Origin of the sequence: Lacticaseibacillus salsurae (genome assembly GCF_045862175.1) — a bacterium.
Taxonomy (GTDB): domain Bacteria; phylum Bacillota; class Bacilli; order Lactobacillales; family Lactobacillaceae; genus Lacticaseibacillus; species Lacticaseibacillus salsurae.
Window position 1 is genome coordinate 12,804 of record NZ_BAAFZI010000003.1, and the last position, 26,473, is coordinate 39,276.

General features: G+C 49.4%; 24 protein-coding genes. 10 read left to right on the forward strand and 14 right to left on the reverse strand.

Annotation, left to right across the window (positions count from 1 at the left end; translation table 11 throughout):
• Window positions 1-640: 640 nt before the first annotated feature.
• Window positions 641-1,627, reverse strand: a complete 987-nt coding sequence (mgrA, locus tag ACKTSG_RS01965; RefSeq protein ID WP_407891427.1) for an L-glyceraldehyde 3-phosphate reductase — start codon at window positions 1,625-1,627, stop codon at window positions 641-643.
• Between the two features lie 139 nt (window positions 1,628-1,766).
• Here mgrA and ACKTSG_RS01970 point away from each other — a divergent pair, with 139 nt between their 5' ends.
• The 7 genes from ACKTSG_RS01970 (at window position 1,767) to ACKTSG_RS02000 (ending at window position 7,439) form a co-directional block, all read left to right on the forward strand.
• Window positions 1,767-2,669, forward strand: coding sequence for an ABC transporter ATP-binding protein (locus tag ACKTSG_RS01970; RefSeq protein ID WP_407891429.1), 903 nt, complete (start codon window positions 1,767-1,769; stop codon window positions 2,667-2,669).
• The gene (locus ACKTSG_RS01975; protein ID WP_407891431.1) at window positions 2,669-3,439 is read left to right on the forward strand and encodes a DUF2705 family protein; all 771 of its coding nucleotides are present in this window, start codon (window positions 2,669-2,671) and stop codon (window positions 3,437-3,439) included. The genes ACKTSG_RS01970 and ACKTSG_RS01975 overlap by 1 nt, the downstream gene beginning before the upstream one ends.
• Before the next feature lie 8 nt (window positions 3,440-3,447).
• Window positions 3,448-3,774, forward strand: a complete 327-nt coding sequence (locus tag ACKTSG_RS01980) for a heavy metal-binding domain-containing protein (protein WP_407891433.1) — start codon at window positions 3,448-3,450, stop codon at window positions 3,772-3,774.
• Between the two features lie 255 nt (window positions 3,775-4,029).
• Window positions 4,030-4,377, forward strand: coding sequence for a helix-turn-helix domain-containing protein (locus tag ACKTSG_RS01985; RefSeq protein ID WP_407891435.1), 348 nt, complete (start codon window positions 4,030-4,032; stop codon window positions 4,375-4,377).
• Window positions 4,378-4,646: 269 nt separating this feature from the next.
• Window positions 4,647-6,104, forward strand: coding sequence for a PTS sugar transporter subunit IIC (locus ACKTSG_RS01990; RefSeq protein ID WP_407891437.1), 1,458 nt, complete (start codon window positions 4,647-4,649; stop codon window positions 6,102-6,104).
• Window positions 6,105-6,169: 65 nt separating this feature from the next.
• Window positions 6,170-6,490 carry a PTS sugar transporter subunit IIB gene (locus ACKTSG_RS01995; RefSeq protein WP_407891439.1) on the forward strand — a complete coding sequence of 107 codons (321 nt, stop codon included), beginning with the start codon at window positions 6,170-6,172 and terminating at the stop codon, window positions 6,488-6,490.
• A gap of 229 nt (window positions 6,491-6,719) precedes the next feature.
• On the forward strand, window positions 6,720-7,439 hold the full coding sequence (locus ACKTSG_RS02000) for a GntR family transcriptional regulator (protein ID WP_407891441.1): 720 nt from the start codon (window positions 6,720-6,722) through the stop codon (window positions 7,437-7,439).
• An 861-nt stretch (window positions 7,440-8,300) separates the two neighbouring features.
• Here the strand turns inward: ACKTSG_RS02000 and ACKTSG_RS02005 are convergent.
• Window positions 8,301-9,263 carry a ketopantoate reductase family protein gene (locus ACKTSG_RS02005; protein WP_407891443.1) on the reverse strand — a complete coding sequence of 321 codons (963 nt, stop codon included), beginning with the start codon at window positions 9,261-9,263 and terminating at the stop codon, window positions 8,301-8,303.
• Window positions 9,264-9,803: 540 nt separating this feature from the next.
• Between ACKTSG_RS02005 and ACKTSG_RS02010 the strand changes: the two genes are divergently transcribed.
• Window positions 9,804-11,234, forward strand: coding sequence for an ABC transporter substrate-binding protein/permease (locus tag ACKTSG_RS02010; protein ID WP_407891601.1), 1,431 nt, complete (start codon window positions 9,804-9,806; stop codon window positions 11,232-11,234).
• The gene (locus ACKTSG_RS02015; protein WP_407891445.1) at window positions 11,234-11,971 is read left to right on the forward strand and encodes an amino acid ABC transporter ATP-binding protein; all 738 of its coding nucleotides are present in this window, start codon (window positions 11,234-11,236) and stop codon (window positions 11,969-11,971) included. Before ACKTSG_RS02010 ends, ACKTSG_RS02015 begins: the two co-directional genes overlap by 1 nt.
• 78 nt (window positions 11,972-12,049) lie before the next feature.
• Here ACKTSG_RS02015 and ACKTSG_RS02020 read toward each other — a convergent pair whose 3' ends face one another.
• From ACKTSG_RS02020 to ACKTSG_RS02060, 9 genes are all read right to left on the reverse strand, one after another.
• On the reverse strand, window positions 12,050-12,637 hold the full coding sequence (locus tag ACKTSG_RS02020) for an NTP transferase domain-containing protein (RefSeq protein ID WP_407891447.1): 588 nt from the start codon (window positions 12,635-12,637) through the stop codon (window positions 12,050-12,052).
• A gap of 105 nt (window positions 12,638-12,742) precedes the next feature.
• Window positions 12,743-13,441, reverse strand: coding sequence for a LutC/YkgG family protein (locus ACKTSG_RS02025; protein WP_407891449.1), 699 nt, complete (start codon window positions 13,439-13,441; stop codon window positions 12,743-12,745).
• On the reverse strand, window positions 13,434-14,900 hold the full coding sequence (locus ACKTSG_RS02030; RefSeq protein ID WP_407891451.1) for a LutB/LldF family L-lactate oxidation iron-sulfur protein: 1,467 nt from the start codon (window positions 14,898-14,900) through the stop codon (window positions 13,434-13,436). Before ACKTSG_RS02030 ends, ACKTSG_RS02025 begins: the two co-directional genes overlap by 8 nt.
• Window positions 14,881-15,681 (reverse strand): (Fe-S)-binding protein, encoded by an 801-nt coding sequence (locus ACKTSG_RS02035; RefSeq protein ID WP_407891453.1) that lies wholly within the window; start codon window positions 15,679-15,681, stop codon window positions 14,881-14,883. The genes ACKTSG_RS02030 and ACKTSG_RS02035 overlap by 20 nt, the downstream gene beginning before the upstream one ends.
• A 233-nt stretch (window positions 15,682-15,914) precedes the next feature.
• A complete protein-coding gene (locus ACKTSG_RS02040; RefSeq protein ID WP_407891455.1) occupies window positions 15,915-17,378 on the reverse strand; it encodes a UDP-glucose--hexose-1-phosphate uridylyltransferase in 1,464 nt (487 codons plus the stop codon).
• A 1-nt stretch (window position 17,379) separates the two neighbouring features.
• Window positions 17,380-18,372 carry a UDP-glucose 4-epimerase GalE gene (gene galE / locus ACKTSG_RS02045; RefSeq protein WP_407891457.1) on the reverse strand — a complete coding sequence of 331 codons (993 nt, stop codon included), beginning with the start codon at window positions 18,370-18,372 and terminating at the stop codon, window positions 17,380-17,382.
• 42 nt (window positions 18,373-18,414) lie between these two features.
• Window positions 18,415-19,578, reverse strand: coding sequence for a galactokinase (locus ACKTSG_RS02050; protein ID WP_407891459.1), 1,164 nt, complete (start codon window positions 19,576-19,578; stop codon window positions 18,415-18,417).
• Window positions 19,579-19,604: 26 nt separating this feature from the next.
• Window positions 19,605-20,594, reverse strand: coding sequence for a LacI family DNA-binding transcriptional regulator (locus ACKTSG_RS02055; protein WP_407891461.1), 990 nt, complete (start codon window positions 20,592-20,594; stop codon window positions 19,605-19,607).
• A gap of 200 nt (window positions 20,595-20,794) precedes the next feature.
• The gene (locus ACKTSG_RS02060; protein ID WP_407891463.1) at window positions 20,795-21,262 is read right to left on the reverse strand and encodes a Dps family protein; all 468 of its coding nucleotides are present in this window, start codon (window positions 21,260-21,262) and stop codon (window positions 20,795-20,797) included.
• A gap of 121 nt (window positions 21,263-21,383) precedes the next feature.
• Here ACKTSG_RS02060 and ACKTSG_RS02065 point away from each other — a divergent pair, with 121 nt between their 5' ends.
• Window positions 21,384-21,893: a hypothetical protein gene (locus ACKTSG_RS02065; RefSeq protein ID WP_407891465.1), complete on the forward strand. Its 510-nt coding sequence runs from the start codon at window positions 21,384-21,386 to the stop codon at window positions 21,891-21,893.
• A gap of 169 nt (window positions 21,894-22,062) precedes the next feature.
• Here the strand turns inward: ACKTSG_RS02065 and ACKTSG_RS02070 are convergent, their stop codons facing one another.
• Genes ACKTSG_RS02070 through ACKTSG_RS02080 form a run of 3 tightly spaced genes read right to left on the reverse strand, consistent with a single transcriptional unit; the run spans window position 22,063 to window position 26,311 of the window.
• Window positions 22,063-23,400, reverse strand: a complete 1,338-nt coding sequence (locus ACKTSG_RS02070) for a M20/M25/M40 family metallo-hydrolase (protein ID WP_407891467.1) — start codon at window positions 23,398-23,400, stop codon at window positions 22,063-22,065.
• A gap of 12 nt (window positions 23,401-23,412) precedes the next feature.
• Window positions 23,413-25,092 (reverse strand): peptide ABC transporter substrate-binding protein, encoded by a 1,680-nt coding sequence (locus tag ACKTSG_RS02075; RefSeq protein WP_407891469.1) that lies wholly within the window; start codon window positions 25,090-25,092, stop codon window positions 23,413-23,415.
• 19 nt (window positions 25,093-25,111) lie between these two features.
• A complete protein-coding gene (locus ACKTSG_RS02080) occupies window positions 25,112-26,311 on the reverse strand; it encodes a metal-dependent hydrolase family protein (RefSeq protein ID WP_407891471.1) in 1,200 nt (399 codons plus the stop codon).
• Window positions 26,312-26,473 lie beyond the last annotated feature (162 nt).

The window sequence follows — 26,473 nt, forward strand, 5'->3', positions numbered from 1 at the left end:
ATTATGGTAAATATTTACCTAATCAGGCAAAAGCTGGGTTTCCGCCGCAAAACGGATTCATCATGAAGCGGTCTTAGCTTTTTACGCAGGTGAGTTTTGCAACGAACTTACTAGAAATTTAGTAGCAGGAAGAAAAACATGCTATAATGAACTCGTAGATAGAACCAAGTCGAAAGCCGCAGTGGGAGTAGTGCCCTGCTGTAAGCCGGCGGGCGGGACCTGATGATCAGGGTTCCGCTTTTTTTGTTCAACGATAACAAAACGCCCCACCCAGGTAGTGCGACCTGGGTGGGGCGTCGTTAGTCGGTACTATCGCTTGCGACGGCGTTTACCGTGGTGATGAGTGTGCCGGCCCTTGAGCTGCTGGTTGTGGTGGAGCAGATACCGACAAAGGTAAGTGACACTTGAAGCCAGCAGTGTGGCCAACGCCGGAGCGATGACCAAAGTGTAGATAGAACTCAAATCTATTCACCGCCGAGAGTCGCTGCAGCGGAGCTCCCAGCTTTATTAGTGTCACATGTAAGATATGCTGAATGCGTGCAAATATTATTCATCTGCAAGCATGGGTTGATTATTACGCTTCATGGTCTGTTGCTACATCAAGCGCACGTGTCAGTTTGCCAAGCTCTTGTGCATGTGATTATTGTAAGGCAGCATCAATGGCGGCGAGCTCGTCATCAGTAAAATCAAGTTGATCCAACGCTTTCAAGTTGGCAGCCAATTGACTGGTACGCGAAGCCCCAACTAACACGCTGGCCACGACGGGCTGGCGCAAGTTCCAAGCTAACGCCATCGCGGCTAAGCTTTGGCCGCGGTTTTGGGCGATCGCATTGAGCTTTTTCACGGTTGCTAAAGTGGCGGCAACTTTATCTTTATGCAAAAATGGACTGGTCGACCGAGCAGCGCGAGAATCAGCAGGGATGCCGTTTAAATACCGATCGCTTAACAACCCTTGCGCTAAAGGACTGAAGGTGATCGCGCCTAAGTGTTGTTTGGCTAAGGCTTGAAACAACCCTTGTTCTGGTTCGCGGTTAAACATGTTGTAGCGCTGTTGTTGAATAATGAACGGTACGTGTAAGTCTTGCAACAAGGTGCTCATTTGCACGGTGGCTTCTGGTTTATAGTTGGAAATGCCGATGTATAAGGCTTTGCCGCTGCGCACCAGTTGCGCTAAGGCTTCGGCAGTTTCAGCCAGCGGTGTGTTTTCATCAGGACGGTGATGGTAAAAAATATCCACATAATCCAAACCTAAGCGGCGCAAGCTTTGATCACAAGACGCGATGATGTGTTTGCGCGAGCCCCATTCCCCATAAGGACCAGGCCACATCAAGTAGCCGGCTTTGGTGGAAATGATCATTTCGTCGCGGTATGCGGCAAATTCTGAATGAAACAGCCGCCCAAAGTTGCTTTCGGCGCTACCTGGTTCTGGGCCGTAGTTATTCGCCAAGTCAAAATGCGTGATCCCGTGATCAAACGCATATTCAAGCAAGGCTTTTTGGTTGCTTAACGGGTCGACACTACCGAAATTGTGCCACAAGCCTAAGCTGATGGCAGGTAAATGTAAGCCGCTGGTACCGACTTGTCGATATTGCATGTGATCGTAGCGTTTTGGATCTGCTTGATACATGGCACTCACCTCAATAAAGTTTAGTAAACGTTGTCATTGTACCACCAGTGGCATAATTATTGTGATAACTTCAGACTTTTTGACGAGGAAAAGCCTTCAATTCATGGTATATTTAGCGTGTTCAGATTGGAGGGGTAGTATGGAAGCTTTATTGAAAGTTTCAGGGCTCAACAAAACTTTCGGCAAGAAAAAAGTTTTACATGGCGTCGACTTCACCGTGGCTTCAGGGCACGTGGTGGGTTTGGTGGGACCAAACGGCGCCGGCAAAAGTACGATCATGAAGGCGATCTTAGGGCTGATCCCCACGAATGGCGGTCAGATCCAAATCGCCCAACAACCGGTGAGCATCACCAAACACCAAGCGTTGCGCCATGTCGGGGCGCTGATCGAATATCCTGGTATTTATCCGTTTTTGACAGGGCGCCAACACCTTAACTTGTTTGCCGCGAAGAAAAATCGCCAAGAACATGTTGCTGCGATCGTACAGGCTTTGGGTATGGCCGGCTACATCGATAAACCAGCCAAGTCTTACTCGTTGGGGATGAAACAAAAGCTAGGCATCGCCCAAGCGTTGGTGGATCAACCACAATTGGTGATCTTGGATGAACCGATGAATGGCTTGGATCCGCAAGCAGTCAAAGATCTGCGCGACATTATTCGCCGCATGGCTAAAGCGGGCACCAGTTTTTTGATCTCTAGTCACATTTTGTCTGAGTTGGAGAAAGTCGCCGATGATGTGTTGATCTTAGATCACGGCCACATTATTCAACAAAGCACCATGCAAGCACTGGCTGACGCTGGTGGAACGATTTATGTGTTGCACACTGTTAATGACCGCGAAGCTTTGGCGGCGCTACAAGCCGCGCATGTGCCAGTGAATTTGGTGGATCGCCAGCTGCAGATCACCCAAAGCGACCGCACCGTGTTAAATGCGGCACTGATCGCGTTGGTGCATGCTGGCATTGCGGTACAAGATGTGACCAAAGCCCAACATGACTTGGAACAGTCATTTTTGGATCTGGTCGAACAGGAGGTGCACTGATGGGGACATTGATCAAACAAGAGTTATTTAAGCTCACCCATAAAAAAGGCACCTGGCTGGCGTTAGCGTTCATGGTTTTGGTGCAGATCGGCTTTGCGGCATGGATGTGGCGTCATCCTAAGTTCTTATCGCCACAAATGATGATCAGCATGAATTATGTTGGTGGGATGTTGGTGGATTTCATTATGATCGCCAGCGTCGCGTCAACGATCGCCATGGAGTTTCAATATGGCACCATCAAACAACTGCTGTATCGCAAGTATTACCGCAGCCAAGTGTTTGTCAGCAAGCTCATCGTGATGTTGTTGCAGTTAGTCGGCTTGCAGGTAGTGGCCAGTGGGATGACTGGGTTATTGACGCTTTTGGTCAAGCCACATTTTGATTGGCAACAAATGGCTAACAATATGCCGCTATGGCAGGCGTATTTGGTCAACACCGGCGCGTCGTTATTGGTATTGTTGTTACTACTGAGTGTGGTGATCTTGATGGCGACATGGTTTAAAACCAATGCCGCAGCGATCGCCTGTGGGTTCATCGGCTATTTTGTCGCGTCAGTGGCCGCATCGATCTTAGTGATGTTTATTCGCTATCAGCACTGGTTGAAGTGGAATCCCTTCACCATGCTATTGGTGGGCAATCAAATCGAAGATCCGAAAACTTATCACGCCTTGACGCTACTAGATACGCCAGTGATGATCGCTTGTACCGTTGGTTATACCGTATTGTTTACGTTTATCGCTTACTTAAGTTTCCGCCGCCGTGCGGTATAAAGGAGAATATGATGACAGAAATTTTAGTGACCACGACTGAGAACATTCCAGGTCGTCAATATGAGATCATCGGTGAAGTCTTTGGCTTGACCACCCAATCCAAAAACGTTTTTTCCAATATCGGTGCCGGCTTGAAGAATGTGGTCGGCGGCGAGATCAAAGCTTACACCAGCATGTTGCATGACTCACGGGAAAAAGCCATCGAACGCTTGCGCCAAGAAGCCGTCAACAAAGGTGCTGACGCAGTGGTGATGATGCGCTTTGATTCTGGGGCGATCGGCGGCGACATGCAATCAGTCGCCGCATACGGCACCGCCGTGAAGTTTATCGACTGATTCTGACCAAGGAAGATCAAGGCCCGATGAACAGTTACGAAATGAATACGACAATTTCTGAGATGTACGCGCCATAAAGCAACGCATTTGCGTAGAAAAGTCCTGCCAAGCAAATCCTAAGACCGGGATTTACTCGTCAGGACTTTTCTACTCGATGCTTTGACCGCTTGATGGCCCAGCCACTTTTTTCTGGCCAAACGCAGGGGCTTTGACCAACTGCGCTATAATAGAAGTAAAGCACAAGGGGGCAACAAGATGGCCAAAGTCGATTTAAAACGCTATACCGTCGTGAATACAAACGGTGAATTCCTCAAAACAGATAATTTATTGTTATTGCCGGCTTGGACACAAGATTTCCACGAAATGTGGCTGACTTATTCCGCCCTTGAAGCCCAAAAAGTGGCCCATCAAGCCGATGGTGTGGCTTGTGAGTTAAGCGTCACGCCGCTGGCCGTTGACCCCAAAGCCACTAAACACCGGGGTTTGCCGGTGGCAGTGCAGCAACAGATCGTGTCACTGCGGGCACAAGGAATGACTTACCGGCAGATCGCGGCTTTACTGAATATCGCCAAGTCTAGCGTTGGAAACATACTGAATAGGTAATCGGTTAACCGCCTGATATGGCGGCTTTTTTATTGAATGAAAATGAAACCGCTGACAAATCCTAAAAAAAGAATACGCTTTTAGATTGCGCTTTCAGTACCTAAAGACTATACTTTTAGTTGTAAATGGTTGCGCTTTAAAAATTGACTACCGTTAGGAGGTGGGGCAAGCAACGTAGGATCAGTTCTGGGGGGAACACAGTTTTATTTTTACCTAAGTGAGCACTTAGGTACGCTATCATATTTTGGTTGAAACGGAGATGAATCAATATGGAAAGTAAGAAAAAGCAAAGTGGCTTTTCTAAAGCACTGAACGAAACAATCTTTCCTGCGATCATGAAGTTCGTCAACACCAAGGCCATTACGGCGTTGAAGGATGGTATCGTTTATTCTATGCCATTCATCATTATTGGGTCGATCTTCTTGATCTTGAACAACATCCCGATTCCTGCAGTATCTGCTGCAATTACGGCATCGGGTTGGGGCGCTATTTTTAACCAGGCATACACCGCAAGTTTCGCGATCATGTCTGTATGGGCGGCTGTAGGTATCGCGTATGTCTACGCCCGTAACGAAAAAGTTGAAGCACTGCCAGCTGGCTTGACCAGTTTAGCTACCTTCATCTTGATCCAATCCTTATCCATCGCTAACCCATTGGTTGCTGCGATGGGCAAGACTGGTACTGGTGTCACTGATGCGGCTGGTAAAGTCGTATGGACTGGTACTCAATTATCTAACTTCATCGGTAAAGCGCCTGCCGCTGTGCAAGCCTTTATGAGCAAAGATGTTACCGGCGTTATCAACTTGACTTGGTTAGGCGGTCAGGGCATGATCGGTGCCATCATCGTTGGGTTGTTAGTCGGCTGGACTTACACTTCAATGATGAAAGCCGGCTGGCAGATCAAGTTGCCAGAACAAGTGCCTGCCAACGTTGCTGGCCAGTTCTCTGCAATGATCCCTGCTGGTATTATCTTAACTGTTGCGATGATCATCTACGGCTTGTTATCCAAGTTCGCTAACACTAACTTGTTGCAACTGGTTTACACTTGGTTGCAAACACCATTACAAGGGGTCTCCGATTCCTTGGGTGGCGCGTTGATCATTGCCTTCATGGTGCCATTCTTCTGGTTCTTCGGTGTCCATGGTGGGATGATCATGGGTGCCGTTACCGGCGGCTTGTTGATTCCTAACACTGCTGATAACGCGGCCTTGACTGCTGCTCACAAGTTGACTTTGGCCAACGGTGCGCACATTGTAACTAACGAATTCTACAACAACTTCATTAACCTGACTGGTTCTGGTATCACCATCGGGCTTGTGATCTTCACCTTGTTCTTTGCTAAGTCTATCCAACTCAAGTCCATTGGTAAAATTGAAGCCGTACCTGCGATCTTCAACATCAACGAACCATTCCTGTTCGGTTTACCTTTGGTCATGAACCCATGGCTGGCTGTACCATTCTTCTTGACACCAGTTATCGTTGCTTTAACGACTTACTTGGTCATTTGGTCTGGGATCGTACCACCACTGAATGGTGTTGCGGCGCCTTGGACCACTCCTCCGATCATTTCTGGTTTCTTGATCGGCGGCTGGAAGATGGCAATTTGGCAAGCAATCGTGCTGGTCGAATCAGCATTGATCTACTTCCCATTTGCTAAGAAGTACGATGCTTACTTGCTTTCCGAAGAACAAGCCAAAGCTGAAGAAGAAGCAAAAGCAAAGGCTTAACATTTCCACTGTTTAGCGTTATCATATAAATGAAAACGTGTTAAACAAAAATTGGAGGCAATATTATGGCTGAAAAAACGATCATGTTAGCTTGCTCAGCAGGCATGTCCACAAGCCTTTTAGTTTCAAAAATGCAAAAGGCGGCAGAGGCCGCGGGTAAGGATTACAAGATTTTTGCCACCTCTGCCTCTGACATCGACAATCAGTTGGAAAACGGTAACGTCGACGTCTTAATGCTCGGACCTCAAGTCGGGTACATGAAAGGCGACGTGAAGAAGAAGACTGACGCCAAAGGCATTCCTATGGACGTCATCAACATGCAAGATTATGGCATGATGAATGGCGCGAAGGTTTTGACCGCAGCTGAAAAGTTGCTTGGCCTCTAGTCAACTTAATAAAGGAAGCCTTGGCATTTTCCCCGCCAAGGCTTCTTTTTTTACATCGCGACTCAGATTAGACCAATACAATAAATTGTGAGCGTATCCGCAAGCTTACAAGCAAGTGGGTCTAGCCCAGCAACATCAGGCGTGTGATTGGGCACACGTCGGCTCAAAACGGTGACAAAACAGTGTATCAGATAGCGTATAATGATGGGTAACAAAAGGAGTGGGACACATGGCGACACCTAAATATCAAATGATCGCAGATGAGATCCGTCGACGCATTCATATGAATGTCTATCCAGCAAAATCTTTGATCCCCGATCAAAACACCTTAGCCAAAGAGTTCGGCGTCAGCCGCATGACGATCAAAAAAGCCTTAGATGGCTTAGCAGTTGAAGGTTTGATCTACAAACAATCAGGACTAGGCACTTATGTCTTAGGTGATGTGTCGGTGCATGCATCAGACTCGCCGGCTGAAGCTTTTGACGGCTTGACCAAACAAGAAGGCGAGGGGCATGTCAGCTCGGAAGTGATCAAATTCGATGTGTCATTACCAAATGAATTGATCCAAAAGAAACTGGATGTGGCCAGTGATGAGCCAGTTTACGTGATCGATCGGCTGCGTAAGATCGATGAGGTGCCGCGGGTGTTGGAGCATACCATTTTCCCATTGAAGCTGGTGCCTGGCTTGACCCGTGAGGTGCTGTTAGGGTCAGTTTACGACTACTTGCATCAAGCTTTGAACTTGAAGTTTGGCGGCGCGCTACGGCGTATCAATGCCACGTTGGCGACAGATTTTGATGTTGCTCACTTGAATGCCACCACTGGCGAGCCGGTGTTGGAAGTGGAGCAGGTGATCTGGTTGACCACTGGCGAAAACATTGAATATTCCACCAGCCGCAACTTAGCCAGCTTCCGTGGTTATACGGTGTTGGATATTAATAACGAATGATCTAAAGTCTCACACTTGCGTCATGCTTGTGTGAGGCTTTTTTTGCGTTGGGAGGGCCGGTCGTTTGAATTTAGGACTCCGGCGGGTTTCGCCGCGGCATGGTGAGGGTCCTCGGGAAAGCTAGCCGGGATGTCTCGCTGTGCTCGCCACCCGCCGGATCTTTCCCTGCGGCTTTCCGTAGGCGATAAATCGCCAACGGAAATCTCACTATGCCGCGCCGAACCCGCCTCCGTCCTAAATTCAAACGACCTCCGCACCGCGGTAACGTGCTAGTAGGCATTGCCTACTAGTGGAGAAAAATACGTCAGCGAAATGAGCCCGTTCCTTCCCAAACTTTACACGACCTTCGTGCTATCGCTAAATAACTGGTGATACTTTGATATCGCTCAGGCGCTAGTAGGCAATACCTACTAGCGGCAACCTGGACCTTTCAGGTTTAACTTGGCGATCTGAGAAAATCTGGCAGTGCAGGTGAATTGGGATCACTTAGGGAGGTTGGCCAAGTACCATGACAGTGAAATACCGCGTTGATGAATTTTTTCCCCACTGAAGTTGAAGCGCGGACTGGCGCTGTAAGTTAGTACCACTAGCGGAGAAGATCTGAGGGCGGAGGTAAAAAGGGCGTAGGCGGGCTGGTCATCAGCCGTGGGGGTCATAGCGGTTTACCGCTTAGACCCCAGCGAGAAGGAGATCCACTCGCGGTTTTTGCGAGTTAGCTCCGACGAGCGTCATTGCGTTCCATGACCAGCCCGCCGGAGTGCTTTTTGCCGCAGCCCCCAGATCTTCGTGAACGCCTGCAACAAAAAAACCGCAGCGCTGGCAAGGCGCTGCGGATATATAGGAAGATTCGAAACTAGAACACTATTTGGCTTGCTTGTACTTGCGCATCATTTCGGCCATATGGACTTCATGGACCAAGAACTCATGGGTGCGGCAGATGTAGTCGTGTTCGCGGCCGATTTTGGCGATATAGCCGTTGATGTAGTCGACTTCGGTGTTGCGGCCTTTGGAGAAATCTTGATACATTGAAGGATAATGGAATGGATTGGCCACGCGAGAGACGTAATCAACAGATTCAACTTCTTCTTGGCGGGTTTCAACCAAGTGGATGCCGGCGCGTTCGCAAGCGTCAAACGATTCATTCATCAATTGTTCCGCCATATCGCGCGCGCCTGGGTATTCGATGAATTGACCCATGGTGATCTCAAACATCGTGCATAACGTGTTGACCACGGCGTTGAACACCACTTTGGACATCAAGGTGCCCATAAAGTTTTCCGTTAAGATCGGGCCTAAGCCGGCTTCTTTGAAGTCATCAAACATTTGTTGGGTCATCGCGTCGGTTTTTTCAGTTTTGTTGCACAAATGCATGACGCCGGTGCGTGGGGCACCCATGAAATCGACATCGCCAGGGCCGTTCAAAACAGTGGCGATCATGGCAGTGCCGCCGACGATGTGGTCGTCTGGGAAGTATTCAGAGATCTTATCGATATGACCCATCCCGTTCATTGCGGAGAAAACATATTGATGAGACTTAAACAATGGGGCGCAGCGCTTCAACACTTCAGCCAATTGCATTTGCTTGACGAAAATGATCCACACATCAGGGTCGCCGGTATAGTCTTCTGGGAAGGAAATGTTGATCGGGACCATGTGCTTGTCTTTGTGGTCACGCGATACCCAAGTGCCTTGTTGTTCCTTGATGGTGTTGACGCTTGGTTCCCAAGTATCAATGAAGTCAACTTGGTTACCAGTACGTTCTTGGATCAAGACCCCATAGCGAAGGCCCATGGCGCCTGCGCCGATCACTGTATATTTTGTCATAATATGTACTTCCCTTCGTTTGGTTGGCTGTCTTTGAAAATGGTGAAAAAAAACGCGCCCCTTAGCATTCCTGCTAAAGGGCGCGTTTGCGCGGTACCACCTTCATTTATTGCTCGATAGTCGAATAGTGGCGACTGCCCATTGATGCTCAAACTTAGCTTTTACCTAGGGGATCGCACGTGTTTTCAGCAGCCACGCTTTCTAAGCCGTTCCCTTAGGCTCGTCCTTAAGTTCTTCAACGCATCTCATTATTTTCTAACCATGCTCACATAATACCTAAGGGAATTATTAAAGTCAACCTTTTTTTCTAAAAAAATGTCACCAATCGACGATCTGCTCAAAGTCACTTAAGTTAACGCTGAGGCCGGCTGACGGCGCGATTTTTCAGCATTCCAGCGGTGATCGCTGTGAGATAAGGTGACATGATTTCTGGACAGATCACGCAAAACCCGTTAAAATTTGAAGTAGATTGAAAATTTTCAGAAAGTGGTGTGTTATATGAAACGTAAGTGGCTTTGGTCCACCTTGTTCGCCGGTTTAATGGTCGTGTTAGGATTGTCGTTGGCTTCTGAACCGGTTCACGCCGCGCAGAAGACTTATACCATCGGGACTGACGTAACTTTTGCGCCATTCGAATTTGCAGATCAAAATAACAAATATGTCGGCATCGATATCGATTTGATGAATGCTGTTGCTAAAACAGAAGGCTTTAAAGTCGACATCAAACCTTTAGGCTTCAACGCCGCTGTTCAAGCTTTGGAAGCTGGGCAGATCGACGGGGTCATTGCCGGCATGAGTATCACCCCTGAGCGTCAACAGAAATTCTTTATGAGCTCACCTTATTATCAATCAGGGGTGGTCATGGCCGTGGCCAAAGGCTCCAAGATCCAGTCGTTATCTGGGTTACGCGGCAAGAAAGTCGCAGTCAAAACTGGGACTGCCAGTGCCGATTATGCCAACTCGGTGAAAGCCAAGTATGGCTTTTCGGTGGTGACCTTCGATGATTCCAATAACGTGTATGACAACGTCAAAACCAATAACGCGCAAGCTTGTTTTGAAGACAAGCCAGTCATGCAATATGCCATCGCCACTAGCTACAAAAATTCACTGCAACTGGCATCTAAGTTCAAAATGGCCAGTGCCAACAACTACGGCATTGCGGTGAAGCCGTCAGAAGCGTCAACGTTAGGCAAAAAGATCAACGCTGGGATCAAGAAGCTCAAAGCCAACGGGCAATACGATAAAATCGTCGCCAAATACTTAGGTAACGGCTCAGAGAAATCCCAAGCCAAAAAAACTGCCGCGATGCAAGAAACGGATCGCAGCTTTATCGGGTTATTGAAGTCTAACTGGGGCACGTTGATGTCTGGGTTAGGCGAAACGCTGTGGTTGACGGTCGTCGGGATCGTGTTTGCCACAGTGATCGGGGTGTTGATCGGCTTGCTTGGCGTGATGCCGCTCAAACCAGCGCAATGGTTATCCACGACTTTCATTTACATTTTCCGTGGATTACCCATGATGGTGTTGGCCTTGTTCATTTATTCTGGGGTGCCGACTTTGATCGGCGCGAAGATCCCAGCGTTTATCGCTGGGGTCATCACCTTGACGTTAAACGAAGGGGCCTACACCGCCGCGTTTGTGAAAGGCGGGATCGATGCCGTCGATCATGGTCAAATGGAAGCGGCACGCAGTTTAGGCTTACCATGGGGCAAAGCGATGCGCCGGGTCATTTTGCCACAAGGCGTCAAGATCATGATCCCAAGTTTCGTCAACCAATTCATTATCACATTGAAAGACACGTCGATCTTGTCGGTATTAGGTTTGTTGGAATTGACCCAAACTGGGAAGATTATTATTGCGCGGAATATGGAAGGCTTTAAGATCTGGGCCATGGTCGCGTTGATCTACTTGATCATCATTACTTTGCTGACTTGGCTTTCCAACTATGTTCAAAAGAAGGTGAATGCATAATGGCAACACGTGTTGAAATGAAAAACGTTAACAAGTCTTATGGTGACAACCATGTCATTAAAGGCGTGGATCTAAAAGTTGAAGACAATGAAGTTGTGGTATTGATCGGGCCTTCTGGTGCCGGTAAAAGTACGGTTTTACGCATGATGAACGGGTTGGAAACCACCACCAGCGGCGAGATCTATGTCGATGGTCAAGATATTGCCCATGCTGGCAACAACATCGACAAGATCCGCGAAAACATCGGCATGGTGTTCCAGCATTTCAACTTATTCCCGAATATGTCAGTGCTGGATAACGTCACACTCGCTCCGATCGAATTAGGCAAAAAGTCTAAAGCCGAAGCTCAAGAAGAAGCGCGGACTTTCCTTGAGGTCGTAGGATTGACGGATAAAGCTGACGCTATGCCAGCAAGCTTATCAGGTGGTCAAAAACAGCGTGTCGCCATTGCCCGGGCATTGGCGATGCATCCAGATATCATGCTGTTTGATGAACCGACCAGTGCGCTGGATCCAGAAATGGTCGGCGATGTCTTGGCCGTTATGCGCCGCTTAGCCAAGCAAGGCATGACCATGGTGATCGTGACGCATGAAATGGGTTTTGCCAAAGAAGTTGCGGATCGCGTGGTATTTTTCGGCGATGGCAAGATCTTAGAAGCAGGTACGCCAACTGAGATCTTTGATCACCCGCAACACCCACGGTTACAAACTTTCTTAAAGCAAGTATTGGAAGCTTAAATACATTGGCTGAAACAATAAACAGCTCGGCACCACGATTCGAACTGAATCGCGGTGCCGAGCTGTTTGTGTTTGGTGTCACGCGTCGCGCGGCTGACTGGGGTCTGGTCGCGTATTTAAGGTGCCATGCTGATACACATCGATATCTTGGATCGGCGTGCAGACGTTCAGCGGTGGGCATCCGGCAAGTGCCAATAAGTGCTCCCAAGACCAATCTTGCCGCAACACTTGCGCTTCTAAGGTGGTAAACGCGCAATCCAAGCGACAACAAGTGGTGCGCGGGCCTTGTGGGGTGCTCAAGTAGCCAAACTCGGCCACCAGTGGCGCTAAGGTTTGCAGATCCAAGCCTTGATAATCACACGCGACGATCAACACATCCACATGCGCACGCGGCAACGTGGCAAAATAACTCCATAACCCACTGATCGGCCCGCGATCAACGACTGGCTCGCGGTCCATGATCACGGTTGCCCCAAGCGAAGCGACAGCTTGTTGGATCGCCGCGCGGTTGCTGCTGTTGCAAGCCACATACACTTGTTGGCATAAGGCTTTTAATAATAATACGGCATGGGCCACGTTGTTGATGGCCGCTGAGTCAAAATGCGCCAAGGCTTTGTCTTTGCCAAAGCGACGCGAGGTCCCACCAGCTAATACTAATCCGTCCATTAACGTTTACGGCCATCCTTTCTCGCTTACTACAATTTAATGTAGGCGTTTTCTCTATCATACCGCGAAAACTTGCAAGGGGAAACCGGTTTATTCAAAAGTTCGCTATGCGTCGTCGATCACCACGTAACTCACCGTCAGTGGGCCATGAACGCCGACGATCAAGACCATTTCGATATCACCAGAATTAGATGGGCCAGTGATAAAATTAATGTTTGAAGTTTGTAAGGTGCCATTTTGCAGCGCCTGGCGATAAGCGTGCATCGCTTGATAACTGCGTGCGACCACGTGACTGCGCGGGATGATCGCCAAATAATGCGTCGGCAAGAAATGAAATGCCCGGCCTTGTCCGCGCGTGGTGGCTACCGTTAAAGTGCCAGATTCGGCTAATAAGTAATCGCCTACTGCGATCGCCGCATCAGCGTGGCTAGCTGCGTCAAGATTCGTGGCGCGGCCGGCATTTGGTTGCCAAAATCTTGGCGCTGGGGTGAGATGGGCGAGCCATTCATCTAAGCCGTATTCGCTGAGCCGCGGGTCAGTCGGCAACAAAATGTGCTTGGCTTTTTGCGCAGTCAGCCAGTGGCTTAGCGTTTGTCCAAGCAATTGCTTGGTGGTGATCTGAAAATCCACATGAACGGATTCGCTACGCGCTTGGGCCAGTGTTAACAGCTCATCGGCAGATAAGTCACTTAATGTCGTAGCTGGCAAGGCGTTGATCGGGGTGAACGGGTGGTCGACCAGCTGATGGCGCGCGCGGCCTGAAGCTTCAGCTAAATGGTTTAAAAACACATCACGATCAGTCATGGTTTGCCTCCTGATGGTGTTTGAACCAACTGCGGAAATTATCTTTGTGTTTTGGCGGCCGCGGCAAGTCGCGACTATCGGTCCAGCCTTTGGCCATGCCTGGCGCGTGCAGGAAGTAGCCGTGATGGTTGATGAAATTCTTGACGCTAGGTTCGTCATGTTTGACCATCGCCCCAGACATGGCGTGATCGACATCCATGGCCATACGAAACATTGGCGAATTGCCAGTGGCGATGCCGATGCCTTTCATCACCGTGTTATTGAAGCTATGATCGAGTTTCAAGCGGTCGTTCATCACCGCCCGATGTTTGATCAATAATTCATGTAGCGGGATCTTGACTGGGCAAGTTTCGCTACAAGCCCCGCATAAACTTGAGGCAAAAGGCAGATCGCCGAATTGCTCATATCCGCGCAAAACTGGCGACAAGACTGCGCCGATCGGGCCGGGATAAATCGACCCATAACCGTGTCCCCCGATATGGCGATATACCGGGCATACGTTCAAGCAAGCCCCGCAGCGGATACATTGTAAGACTTGTTCGAATTGCCCGCCTAACGCGTTGCTACGGCCATTGTCGACGATCACCACATAGAAGTTCTCAGGCCCGTCGATTTCATCTTCTGTCGCTGGTCCGCAAAATGTGGCATAACTGGTCATGCGCTGACCGACTGCTGAACGGGCCAACATGGTATCGAGTACCGCGGCTTCTTGCATGGTCGGCACCAAGCGCTCCATGCCCATCACCACCACTTGGGTTTTGGGGATGGCCATCACCAAATCGGCATTGCCTTCATTGGTGACCAAGTTGATCAAGCCGTTTTCAGCCACACCGAAGTTGCAACCGGTGATGCCCATATCCGCCGCCAGAAACGATTCGCGCAAATAACGTCTGGCAAAGCGCGCCATTTCTTGAGGGTCGTTGGTGCCGGTATAGCCGATTTTTTTGAAAATGGTTTGGATCTGGTCGCGGTTTTTGTGTAGGGTGGGGAAAACGATATGCGTGGGTTCGTCAAAATCGTCTTCTTGCAAAATAAACTCAGCGAGATCAGATTCTAACAACGTGCGATCTGGTAACTCGAGTAATTTCTTGTCGAGGTCGATTTCCGTGGTGACCATGGATTTGCTTTTGACGATATGATGCAAGTCGAGGTCAACGGCGAGCTGTTGGATATAATTAGCCGCTTCGTCATCGGTGCTGGCAAAAAACACATGCCCGCCGCGCGCTTGGACATTATCGCTGAAACGCTCTAAGTAATCTGGCAAGTAGCGGATCACATGTTGGCGGATCTGCTCGCCTAATTCGCGCCACTTCGGCCAATCCCCTAAGTCTTCTCGGGCGCTGGTGCGCTTATCCCATTGGGCATCTTGCGCTTTGGCGACGGCTTGTTGCATAAATTTTTCAGCTTCAGCTTCTTTAAGGCGTGTGGTAAATGGGTGATCAGACGTAGAGATCGGCATAAGTTCCACCTCCTGAAACCAGCGCGTCTTCGGCGATATGCGTGACACGCGTTAAATCGACATTTGAATTCAACACTTCGGCTAAATGCATGATCTTGATGCTTTCGCCACGCCGGTTGAAGCGCCCGGCGATATTCATCAAACAGGCTTGATCGCATGAGATCAACACTTGCGCTTGCGTGGCCAACACAGTGTCGACTTTTTCATCGACCATTTGCCGTGAGATCTCAGGCTCTTTGACGGAAAACATCCCGCCAAAGCCGCAACAATTCTCCAAATGCGGCAACGGGATCATGGTCAAGCCTTTGACGTGTTTAAGCAATTCAAACGGCGCCGTGCGCTCGCCTAACAGCCGCGTCATGTGACAAGAGCGGTGATAAGTGGCAGTGGTGTTAAGTTCCGCGCCAGCATTTTCCACATGCAAAATGCGGTACACGAACTGGGAGAACTCATAGGTTTTATCCGCTAAGATCTGCGCTTTGTCAGCATATAGCGGATCATTGGCTAAGTGCTTGGGGTATTCTTTGAGCATCGCCACACAAGAGCCTGCTGGGCCGACAATGTAGTCAGCGTCAACGGACAGTAATGCGTCGATTTCGTTGTGCATCACTTTGCTGGTTTCATCGATGTATCCTGAGTTATAAGTAGGCTGCCCGCAACAGATCTGTTTGACCGGCATGGCGGTTTCACAGCCGAAGCGCTCCAGTACTTCGACCATGGCAATGCCGACATTGGGAAACAGCAGATCCATAATACAGGTCGAAAAAATTGCAACTTTCATATTTCTCCCTCCTTGTGGATGCGCTCACATTATAGATGATGAAAAGCACTTGGTGGCGATGTTTACGAAAGTTGGCTGAAGTCAGGGCCTCGCCAAATCAATGACGTAAATATTTTTATAAAATATGTGACAGGCTTAGCAGACACACTGCATGATATCAGCTTTAAACTACTGCTAAAATCGTCAAAAAAACCGCTGATGATCGATCACTGATCATCAGCGGCACTTCTCACTTATAAGGCAGCGACAAAGCGGTCAAAAGCCGCTTGGCCTTGCGCGTTTTGTTTGAAGACACCAGCGTCTTCAAGCACCCGGGCGAAAACTTTGCCGACTGCTTGTTGCAGTTGGGCTTCAGCAGTATCGGCAGTCCAAGCTTGCGCGGCTTTGAGTTCATCCGCCCAAGGCTTGTGGATAGCGGCAATCTGGTTTGGCTGATCCAACAAGTATTTTTGCACTTCGGCTAATTCAGTCAACAGCCGCGCTGGTAAGATCGCCAAGCCCATGACTTCGATCAAGCCGATATTTTCTTTTTTGATGTGTTGAACATCTTGATGGGGATGGAAAATGCCATCAGGATATTGGGCGGAAGTTTGGTTATCGCGCAATACCAGATCCAATTGATAGGCATCACCGACACGCCGAGCGATCGGGGTGATGGTGTGATGCAGCGTGCCGTCAGCGTCTTGGGCTTTGATCGACACAGCTTCATCTGAATACGTCGCCCAAGTGGCACGAATATGTTCTGCAGCTTGCGCCAATTGCGTGCGATCATTGGCCGTTAAGCGCAACACGCTCATTGGCCAGTGCACGATGCCAGCTTGCACGCTGGGAAAATCAGGCAAGGTGATGGCTTTTTGAATGTCAGCTTTGGCCATGGCGAAATCATGGCGGCCGCCTTGATAATGTTCATGCGCCAACATCGAGCCGCCAACGATCGGCAAGTCCGCGTTAGAGCCGACAAAATAATGCGGCAACATGGTGACCAGATCCAATAAGTTGGTGAAAGTTTGGCCGTTGATGTGCATCGGTTCATGCACCGCATCCAAAAAGATCGCATGCTCATTGAAATACGCATAAGGCGAATATTGGAAGCCCCAAGTTTTGCCGCCTAAACCAAAGCGAATGATGCGATGGTTGCCACGGGCAGGGTAGTCCAAACGCCCAGCGTAGCCTTCGTTTTCCAAGCATAACTGGCAAGCCGGATAGCCGGATTTGGCGGCATGCGCTGCCGCAGCAATGGCTTTGGGGTCTTTTTCTGGCTTGGATAAGTTGATGGTGATCTCTAAATCGCCATATTCAGTCGGGGTCGTATAGCCGATATTTTTGGCAATGGCGCGAGTTTGAATGTAGTTATTGGCGCGAGACAATTGGAAAAACCAGTCAGTGGCAGCTTTTGGGGAGTCTTGGTAAGCGGACCAGAATTTGGCGTTGGCCGCACTAGGCGTTGGGGTGCCGAGGGCCATCAGTTCCGCTTCCAAGATCTGCTTGGCTGGGCCTAAGTCGTCGATGGCGCCATTGTCAACAGCACCTGCCACTAAGGCATCTAAGTTGTCTAAAGGATCGCTTTTGGCTGCAACGCGATCAGTGGCGTCGCCGACTAAATTGCGCACACGGTTGATCAAGTAGATGCGATCCATTGGGGTGAGCGTGGGATTTAATTGTAAGCAGTAATTCGCGTGAGCTTCGATAGCATTCATATTACTTATCTCCAAAACCTTCTGGGTGCGTTTGATGCCAATTCCAAGCCGTGGCGATGACTTGTTCGACATCATCGAACTTCGGCTTCCAGCCTAAGATCGTGCGGGCTTTATCAGAAGCGGCGATCAACGTTGAAGGATCACCTGGGCGCCGCGGGCCGATCTTAGCTGGGATCGGTTGGCCAGTGACTTTGCGGGCAGCATTTAAGATCTCTAAGTTAGAAAAGCCAGTGGCAGAACCTAAGTTAAAGGCATTAGAGTCATGGCCATCAGCCAGATATTGCATCGCCAAAATGTGCGCGTCAGCAAGGTCAACGACATGGACATAATCGCGGACGTTGGTGCCATCTTTAGTCGGATAATCATCACCAAAGATCTGCAGGCCATCGCGGGTGCCAGCAGCGGCTTGTAAAATGATCGGGATCAAATGAGTTTCGGGATGGTGATCTTCGCCAATGGACCCATCTGGCATCGCACCAGCCACGTTGAAGTAGCGCAAAGCCACGAACTTGATCCCATAAGCGACGTCCGCCCATTTGATGATCTTTTCCATGGCGAGTTTGGATTCGCCATAAGGGTTAGTTGGCACTTGCGGGTCATCTTCATGGATCGGCACTTGCTTAGGTTCGCCGTAAGTGGCGGCAGTAGAGGAGAAGACGATCTTTTTGATGCCGAATTGATGCATCGCTTCTAGCAAGGTGATCATACCGCCAGTATTGTTGTCAAAGTACTTCAACGGATCTTTCATGGATTCAGGCACAATGGAAAAAGCGGCAAAATGGATCACGCCATCGATTTTTTCTTGGGAGAATACTTGGCTCAAGAAATGGTAATCGCGGATATCGCCTTGATAAAAGCGGGCTTTGGGGTCAACGTCGCGTTTGTGGCCGGTGATCAAGTTGTCCAATACCACCACGTCTTGGCCTGCTTTGATCAGCTGAGCCACAGTATGGGAGCCGATATACCCGGCGCCACCTAAAACAGCAATTGTCATATGATGATCTTCCTTTCAAGTTTCACGTGAAACAACGACAGATTATAAAGCCTTTGGACCGTCAGCGATTTCAGCAACATAAAAGTCTGCCGCATAGCCGATAGTCTTTTCGTATTCGGCACCAACAGCGGCTTTAACCGCATCGACGGCATTCTTGTTGACGATGGCAATGGCGCAGCCGCCAAAGCCGGCCCCAGTCATGCGAGCACCTAATACGCCAGGTTGCTTCAAAGCGGTTTGCACCAAGGTGTCCAATTCCTTGCCAGTGACTTCATAGTCATAGGCTAACGATACCCCAGAAGCGGAAACCAAGCGAGAAAAGGCGTCCAACTTACCAGCTTTCAACGCGTCAACGGCTTCCAGCGTCCGTTGGTTTTCCAATACTGCGTGGCGCGCGCGACGGATCAAAGTGGCGTCATAGATCAAGTAGCTGTATTGGTCAAACGTTTCGGCATCCAAATCACCTAAAGACTTGATGTCGAGCTTGGTTTGCAGGCGGGCCAAAGCTTCTTCACATTCGCTGCGGCGTTCGTTGTACTTCGAATCAGCCAATTCGCGGCGCTTGTTGGTGTTCATGATCAAAATGACGTTGTCACCAAGTTCAACTGGGACGGATTCATATTCCAAGGTGTTGGTATCCATGAACGTCGCGCGGTTGGCTTTACCCATGCCGATGGCGAATTGATCCATGATCCCAGAGTTGACGCCGATGTAGTTGTTTTCCACTTTTTGGCCGAATTTGATCAAGTCAAGCATTTCAAAGCCAGCATCAAAGGTGTCATTGAGGATCTTACCAGCTAACAGTTCCAAAGAGGCGGAAGACGAAAGGCCCGCACCGTTTGGTAAGTTACCATAGATGTAAACATCCAAGCCTTGGGTGAGCTTGGCGCCGTTTGCGATCAATACTTGGGCCATGCCTTTGAAGTAGTCGCTCCATTTGTGATCAGCGGCGGAGTTGATTTGGTCTATTGGAATCTCAATGATCCCATTTTGTTCAAAGTTGCCAGAGATCAAGCGCAAGGCGTTTTGGTCGTTGGCCGCCACTGCGGCGTAAGTGCCAAGGCTGATGGCACATGGGAAAACATGCCCGCCGTTGTAGTCGGTATGTTCGCCGATCAAGTTGATGCGGCCAGGGGCGAAGTAGCATTGTTCAGGCTTAGTCCCGAAAGCTTTGGTGAAGCCTTGCGTTAATTGAGTGGTATCCATAAGATTTTCTCCTCGTTTCGTTAAGGTTAGCTTTGACGTAATTGTAAAGTCGATGCGATGGTCAGCTTCAAAGGTTGGCTGTATTGGCCGCGGCGGATATCGGCTAATAAATGCACAGCCGCTTGACCTAATTCAGCTGTGGCGACATGGACGGTTGATAATGCCGGCGTCAAAAACTTGCCGACTGCCAGATCATTAAAGCCGATCACCCGAACTTGATCAGGGACGCTTACGCCATGTTCTTGTAAGGCCTTGATCGCGCCGATCGCCATGGTGTCAGAAGCGACGAACCAAGCAGTGGGGCGCTTGTCTTCAGGCAGTTCATCCAGCGCTTGGGTCATGGTTTGATAACCAGACTCAGTGTTGAATTTGCCAGTGATGATCATCGGTTGAGTGCCACCAGCGGCGATCACCGCACTGGAGAATAACGCTGGGCGTAAGTCGTGTAACGGGACTTGATCGGTGGTGGCTTCTTGACCGGCCAACATGCCGATGTTGGTGTGGCCTTCATCCAAGAAGTATTTGGCGATCGCAGTGATCGGGGCTTGAAAGTCTGGCACCACGCAAGATACGCCGGCGGTAAGCACATCTTGATCGATCACGACCAAAGGTAATTTCTTGGCTTTAAACGCTTTCAATTGTGCGGGTGAGTATTTACCGATCGCGATCATGCCGATCAAGTCATTGGTTTCAGGGAAGTCGTCACCTGGAAACACCCGCACCAAGTCAAAACCATCTTGGGTCAGTTGATTTTCAACACCCCAGCGGATCGCCCGGTAATACAAGTCGCCAGTTTCATCGGCTTCCGTGTACCAAGGCATCACCGCGACAGTGCCGCCAGATTGCGGCTGTGTGCGTTGGTGTTTGGTATAGTTCAACGCTTCAGCAGCGGCAAAGATCCGCTGGCGGGTGTCGGTAGCAACTGATAATGTGGTGTCGCCGTTCAATACTCGAGAAACGGTGCCGACTGCGACGCCGGCTTGTTTGGCAATATCTTTTAAAGTAGCGATAAACACGCACCTCCTTTAACTCAAAATCAGTGTAACACATATTAAGTTAAAATTTAACCCATTTTTGGTAAAAGTTTACCAATAAATTTTTTCTATGCCTGATCAAGTGGGAAACCGCGTGAACGCTTTCGATTTATCGCTTGTGGCATGTTGACGACGCACTAAAAAAGCGACTCGCTTTTCAGCGAGCCGCTGGTGACATTCCGTTAATCATCGATTTCTGGGGCATGGCCGCGTTGCGCCGACAACATCCAGATGCGTTTTTCGATCGCAGTATGGAACCCAGTCAAAATATCTTGCGTGGAGTCGTCGCCTTCTTGGCCGGCAGTATCGATCCCTTCTTGATAGACCTTTTGCAAGTGACGATAGCCAGCAATCAAGCGAGCGAAGCGTTCATCCATGGTGGCTTCATAAGACCCTGGAACGGATTGAATGCCGGAATGTTCCGCGAATTCTTCCAAAGTCGAATATGGCGCACCATCGATCATGATCAAGCGTTCAGCAACGGCATCGAGTTGGTCGTTGATCTCGTCTTGATACTCATCCATCAGCGGATGCAAGAATAAGAATTCTGGCCCGCGCATGTACCAGTGCGTTTGGTGAATGACAGCAGCCATTTGACTGAGGTCGGCCACCAGTTGGTTCAAAACAGTTTTGGTCTGAGGATATTGCATAAAAACCCTCCTTTGCCCTAAGGCGTCCAAAGCAGCTAACAACATTAATTATAACAAGGGGCCTTAACGCTTGGCAAAGTTTACCCATGTTGGTAGACTGATGACAAGGAAGTGACTCAAAATGTCTGACTTACGCACGCGCCGCACGTTATTTGCGATTGATCGTACTTTTTTCAGCTTGTTAAAAACGCATGCCTTTAGCGAGTTGAACGTGTCGTTGATCTGCGAAGAAACGCACATCACCCGCTCGACATTTTACCAATATTACTTAGATCTTGATGATTGGCTGGAGCGCATTGTTGGCCGCTACACGCTAGAAGTACAGCCGCTGATCAAATGCGATGATCGCACCGCCGCTTCAGATGTGTCTGAGGTGGTGTCAACGCTGCAAGCAAACGCCGATTCGGTGTTGACTTTGTTGAAGATCCATCATCCAGCAGGGGATCTTTACGCCCAACTGGTGCAATTGTACGCCGATGCGTTTAAGCCATTGGTGCAAGGGGACCAGTATTTGGCCACGATCTATGCCCAAGCGGCAGTCGTCAGCATTGCGTGGCAGTTGCAACACCCTAAAGATCCACGCGTTGAACCGTTAGCCGCGGTGGTAAAAGCGCTGTGTGAACAGGCATAAGACCAAGACGCAATCGAAAGTTACGAAATGAACACGACAGTTACCGAGATGTACGAGCCAAAAAGCAACGCATTTGCGTAGAAGAGACCTGCCAAGCAAATCACAAAGTTTGCGATTTACTCGGCAGGTCTCTTCTACTCGGTGCTTTGACCGCTTTATGGCTCAGCCATTACTTTAATGCCCGCAATAATTCGACCATGTAGTAAGTCCCAGTTTGATAGTCTTTCACGCGCAAGCTTTCATTTGGCGCATGGGCACCAGAGCCGTAATACCCACAGCCAACTGAAACGATCGGGACGTTCAAGGCATCAGCCACTGGCGCTTGGGGACCGCCGCCAGCAGAATTTGGCACAACATTGACGTTGTCTTCGCCGTAAACTTGTTTGGCGACTTTGGTGACGGTTTGATACACGTTGGAGTCCAGATCAGAACGCAGCGGATCTTCCCCGAGGTTGAAGGTCATTTCCACGTCACTGAAGCCATTTGCGTCGAGTTGCTTGCGGATCAGGTCAAAACAAGCTTTTGGGGTTTGACCTTGGGCTAAGCGACAATCGAGTTTGGCGGTGGCGACTTTAGGGATGACGGTTTTGACGCCAGAGCCGTTATAGCCGGCATTAAAGCCGTTGACAGTTAAGGACGGTTCGTTGACAAAGGCGAGTTTAGGATCGTCGCGTAAAAATGGGGTGCGTAAGCCGGCGCGTTGGCGTAAACTTTCTGCGTCAAAATCCATGTTTGCCACAGCTTGTTTGGTGCTGTCACTCATGGGCGCCACCAGATCATAATACCCGGCCACAGCGAGCTTGCGATCAGGCGTGCGCAAGCTGGTCAAAGCGTCCATCAAGCGCCACGCCGCATTGTCGACAAACGCGCCTAAAGAAGAATGCAAGTCGACATCGGCGGTTTGGACTTTCAGATCAAAGGCTAAAATGCCTTTAACGCCGCCGCTCACGGTGAAGTGTTCTTGTTCGTTGATACTGCCGCCTTCCCAAACGCAAAGGTCACTGGCTAATGCTGCTTTGTGGGCGTCGACATATTGGTTAAAATGCGTGGAACCCACTTCTTCTTCGCCTTCGACCATGAATTTCACGTGGCAAGGCAAGCCGCCATGGTCTTGCAAATACTGCAAAGCGGTCAAGCGACACATCAATTCGCCTTTGTCGTCGCTGATCCCGCGTGCGCGCACGGTACCGTCAGGCAAGAAAGTCGGTTCAAACGGCTCACTATGCCATTCATCTAAAGGTTCTGGTGGCTGCACGTCATAATGGTTATAAAACAGCAAGGTTTGCTCGCTTTGCCCGTCAAATTCGGCAAAGACCACCGGACTGCCGCCAAATTCATGCCATTGGGCGGTTTGTTTGGCACCTAAGGCTTGGAATTTCTGTTCCAGCCAAGCGGCAGTTTCTTCAATGTGTTCATGTTTGGCTGATACACTGGCTAAGCGTACATATGGCGCCAGCTGGTCAAAATACGTTTTGGCAAATGCTTCAACAGTTTCTTGTTCACTCATATTTGTTTCCTCCTATTTCAGATCCACGCCACGCCAGCCAGGTTCACCACCAGCAGCGTTATTGATCACGCCGGTAAGCTTGGGGTTGCGCATGTAGTTGGTGGCATTTTGATATAACGGGATGACGCCTTGGTCTTTCATTAACAGCTTTTCGGCTTTGACCATGGCATCCCAGCGGGTTTGTAAGTCGGCAGTAGTGTTGGCAGTTTTCATTAAGCTGTCGTATTCAGCGCTGCTCCAGCCGCCGAAGTTATAGGAATTGCCGGTGGTCATCATGTCCAAGAAGGTGGTTGGATCGTAATCGGCGCTCCAGCTCGTCAAGATCACATCAAAATCGCTACCTAACAGTTTCTTAACCCGTGTGGACTTCGGGACTTTTTGTAAGGTGACTTTGCAGCCTTTAAGGTTTTGTGACCAAGTTTGTTGCAAGTACTGAGAAATCGTATCCCATGAGTCGTCTTCGTCCACGGTGAAGGTAAAGGCTAAGCTCGATACCCCTAGTTGTTTCAAGCCTTTGGCCCAGTATTGTTTGGCGAGTTTCATATTGTAAGCGACGCCGCTGTTTGCAGGATCTTGTACATAAGCATCTTTGGCAAAATCACTGCCATCTTTCGGGCTGGTGCCAAGGTTGCGAGACACGAAGCCTAATGCGGATTTCGAACCGTCAGCCGCAGTTTTTTGCGTGTACGTGTCACGGTCAACGACCAAGGACAACGCTTTTCTGATGTTGACGTTATTGAAGGCTTTCTTTAATAACGGTGAGCTTGGCGCTTTTTCGTTAGTGACCACATAAGTGCCGATCCCAGATAACACTTGTTTGAAGGCAGGGTCGTTTTTCTCCGCTTTGACTTGGGTGCCAGCGATCTCGGTTTGATCAAGTTTGCCAGATTTGAACAAGGTCAAGCCGGTGGTGGTGGTTTTGACCACTTGATAGTTGACGTTGTTCAAATGGATATTGTTTTTGTTCCAGTAGTGATTATTTTTGACCAAAGTCCAAGTATCATTGGTACCATTCCAACTTTTAACGGTATAAGGGCCGTCATAAGTCATTTTGGCGGCGTTGGTGCCATAAGCTTTGCCATATTTTTCGACGGCACTTTGTTCTTGGGGGAGGAATTCTGGATTGGACATCAAGGTCAAAAAGGTGGCCATTGGGTGTTCAAGTTTGACGGTAAATTGGTATTTGCCTTGCGCCGACACGCCTAAAGCATCCGGCTTTTGCTTGCCAGCCATGACGGCATCGGCATTGACGATGCCAGAATAGCGATAGCCGTTCACAGATTTGGTGGCTGGATCAACAGTGCGCCGCCACCCATAAACGAAATCTTGGGCGGTGACAGGTTTGCCGTCGCTCCATTTGGCGTTATGGCGCAAGGTGAAGGTGTAGGTTAAGCCATCTTTTGACTCGGTCCATTTCGTGGCGATGCCAGGGACTTTGGCGTTATGTTTGCCAACAGTGAGCAAGCCTTCTTCAACGTTGTTCAAGACTTCACCGCTAGTGGTGTCGCTATCTTGCGTCGGGTCTAGGGTCATCAGTTGGCTGGGGATGGAGACGGAGGAATTTTTTGAGGTAGCGGCGTCAGCGTTTTTGCTACCGCAAGCAGCTAATAGTAACAAGGAAGCAAGTGCGGTACTGGTTAACCCTAGCTTAAAGGGCCGGCTCTTTGTGAGTTGATTCACGGATCGTTTCATTCTTCATTCCTCCAATTTGTTAAAACATGCGTTGGCCATGCAAGTAAACTTGTTTGTCGGCTTGCCGGAAATTGTTGACGTCTTCGAGTAAGTTGCCTTTCAGCACCAAGAAGTCGGCGTATTTCCCAGTTTGTAAGCTGCCATATTCATCTGCGACACCAAGCAAGTCAGCGGCATTTTTCGTGGCGGCGTAAAGCACTTGTTGCGCCGGCATGCCGACTTTGTTGACCAACAAGTCGAGTTCGTCAAAGTACCCAGTTTCAAAATCGTTGAATGGGGTACCAGCATCAGTGCCAGTGGCAAAAGGCACGCCGGCTTTAACGGCCATTTTCATATTTTTGAAAAAGGCTTGGGCAAAATCGCTGGCTTTTTTCACCATGTAATCTGGGATCTGGCCTTGGCCATGATCGACGATGCCTTGCACGGCGTTAAGGGTCGGCACCAAGTAAACTTGATTGGTTTTCATGTATTCGGCTTCTGATTCATCTAAGAAGATCCCGTGTTCGATGGAATCGACTCCAGCATTCAACGCTAAGCGAATGCCTTCAGTGCCTTGGGCGTGGGCGGCGACTTTGCTACGGCGCGCATGGGCTTCGCGAGTGGCGACTGCCATTTCTTCTAAAGTAAATTCGGCATCAAGCGGGGAGTCAGCGACTGACATCACGCCGCCAGTGGCCATCAACTTGATCACATCCGCGCCGTGTTTGAAGCCTAAGCGCACCGCATGGCGCATTTCATCAGGCGAGTCGACGACATAAGATTCATCGCCAGTGTGATCTGGACTGTCACCGTGGCCACCAGTGGCACTCATGGCGCGACCAGAGGCGACCACATGTGGGGCTTTAAAGCCGTAAACTGGCTGGGCGTCACGCAACTTGATATCGACATCATAATTAGTTGATAAGTTGCGGACATAAGTGACGCCTGATTTCAGCAAGTCGTGCAAGTTCTGCAGGCCTAACAAGGTGACTTCTGCTTCACTGCGATGGCCTTGCGCCAGTTGATGCGAATTCGAACCCAGATGCACGTGACAGTTCATAAAGCCTGGGGTGACGAATTGCGCGTTGAGATCAACTTGACGGTCGGTAGTTGGCGCGCTGCCAGTACCAGTGGCGGTTAATTTACCGGATTCATCGTCGACGGTGAACCAGGAATCAGGCGTGAAACCATCGTGCAAACCATCGAATAATTGGGCGTTGAAATAAGTTGTTTGGGTCATAATAAGTGCCTCGCTTTCGAATTTTGGGTATAAAAATAGACGCCTGCGCAAAGTGATTTTTTGCGCTAGCGCCGATCAAATTGGATCGGCCGAGAGTTATTTGCTGAGTGGTTCAAGGTGCAAAAAAAGCACCTGCGATTAAACGACCAGCGTGAAAATGGC

Coding starts and splice junctions, on each gene's coding strand:
- ACKTSG_RS02025 (WP_407891449.1), bottom strand. CDS start 13,441: ATGACTGATCGTGATGTGTTTTTAAACCATTTAGCTGAAGCTTCAGGC.
- ACKTSG_RS01975 (WP_407891431.1), top strand. CDS start 2,669: ATGGGGACATTGATCAAACAAGAGTTATTTAAGCTCACCCATAAAAAA.
- ACKTSG_RS02010 (WP_407891601.1), top strand. CDS start 9,804: ATGGTCGTGTTAGGATTGTCGTTGGCTTCTGAACCGGTTCACGCCGCG.
- ACKTSG_RS02035 (WP_407891453.1), bottom strand. CDS start 15,681: ATGAAAGTTGCAATTTTTTCGACCTGTATTATGGATCTGCTGTTTCCC.
- galE (WP_407891457.1), bottom strand. CDS start 18,372: ATGACAATTGCTGTTTTAGGTGGCGCCGGGTATATCGGCTCCCATACT.
- mgrA (WP_407891427.1), bottom strand. CDS start 1,627: ATGTATCAAGCAGATCCAAAACGCTACGATCACATGCAATATCGACAA.
- ACKTSG_RS02060 (WP_407891463.1), bottom strand. CDS start 21,262: ATGCAATATCCTCAGACCAAAACTGTTTTGAACCAACTGGTGGCCGAC.
- ACKTSG_RS01985 (WP_407891435.1), top strand. CDS start 4,030: ATGGCCAAAGTCGATTTAAAACGCTATACCGTCGTGAATACAAACGGT.
- ACKTSG_RS01995 (WP_407891439.1), top strand. CDS start 6,170: ATGGCTGAAAAAACGATCATGTTAGCTTGCTCAGCAGGCATGTCCACA.
- ACKTSG_RS01980 (WP_407891433.1), top strand. CDS start 3,448: ATGATGACAGAAATTTTAGTGACCACGACTGAGAACATTCCAGGTCGT.
- ACKTSG_RS02075 (WP_407891469.1), bottom strand. CDS start 25,092: ATGAAACGATCCGTGAATCAACTCACAAAGAGCCGGCCCTTTAAGCTA.
- ACKTSG_RS02080 (WP_407891471.1), bottom strand. CDS start 26,311: ATGACCCAAACAACTTATTTCAACGCCCAATTATTCGATGGTTTGCAC.
- ACKTSG_RS02000 (WP_407891441.1), top strand. CDS start 6,720: ATGGCGACACCTAAATATCAAATGATCGCAGATGAGATCCGTCGACGC.
- ACKTSG_RS01990 (WP_407891437.1), top strand. CDS start 4,647: ATGGAAAGTAAGAAAAAGCAAAGTGGCTTTTCTAAAGCACTGAACGAA.
- ACKTSG_RS02070 (WP_407891467.1), bottom strand. CDS start 23,400: ATGAGTGAACAAGAAACTGTTGAAGCATTTGCCAAAACGTATTTTGAC.
- ACKTSG_RS02050 (WP_407891459.1), bottom strand. CDS start 19,578: ATGGATACCACTCAATTAACGCAAGGCTTCACCAAAGCTTTCGGGACT.
- ACKTSG_RS02005 (WP_407891443.1), bottom strand. CDS start 9,263: ATGACAAAATATACAGTGATCGGCGCAGGCGCCATGGGCCTTCGCTAT.
- ACKTSG_RS02020 (WP_407891447.1), bottom strand. CDS start 12,637: ATGGACGGATTAGTATTAGCTGGTGGGACCTCGCGTCGCTTTGGCAAA.
- ACKTSG_RS02040 (WP_407891455.1), bottom strand. CDS start 17,378: ATGAATGCTATCGAAGCTCACGCGAATTACTGCTTACAATTAAATCCC.
- ACKTSG_RS02030 (WP_407891451.1), bottom strand. CDS start 14,900: ATGCCGATCTCTACGTCTGATCACCCATTTACCACACGCCTTAAAGAA.
- ACKTSG_RS02015 (WP_407891445.1), top strand. CDS start 11,234: ATGGCAACACGTGTTGAAATGAAAAACGTTAACAAGTCTTATGGTGAC.
- ACKTSG_RS02065 (WP_407891465.1), top strand. CDS start 21,384: ATGTCTGACTTACGCACGCGCCGCACGTTATTTGCGATTGATCGTACT.
- ACKTSG_RS01970 (WP_407891429.1), top strand. CDS start 1,767: ATGGAAGCTTTATTGAAAGTTTCAGGGCTCAACAAAACTTTCGGCAAG.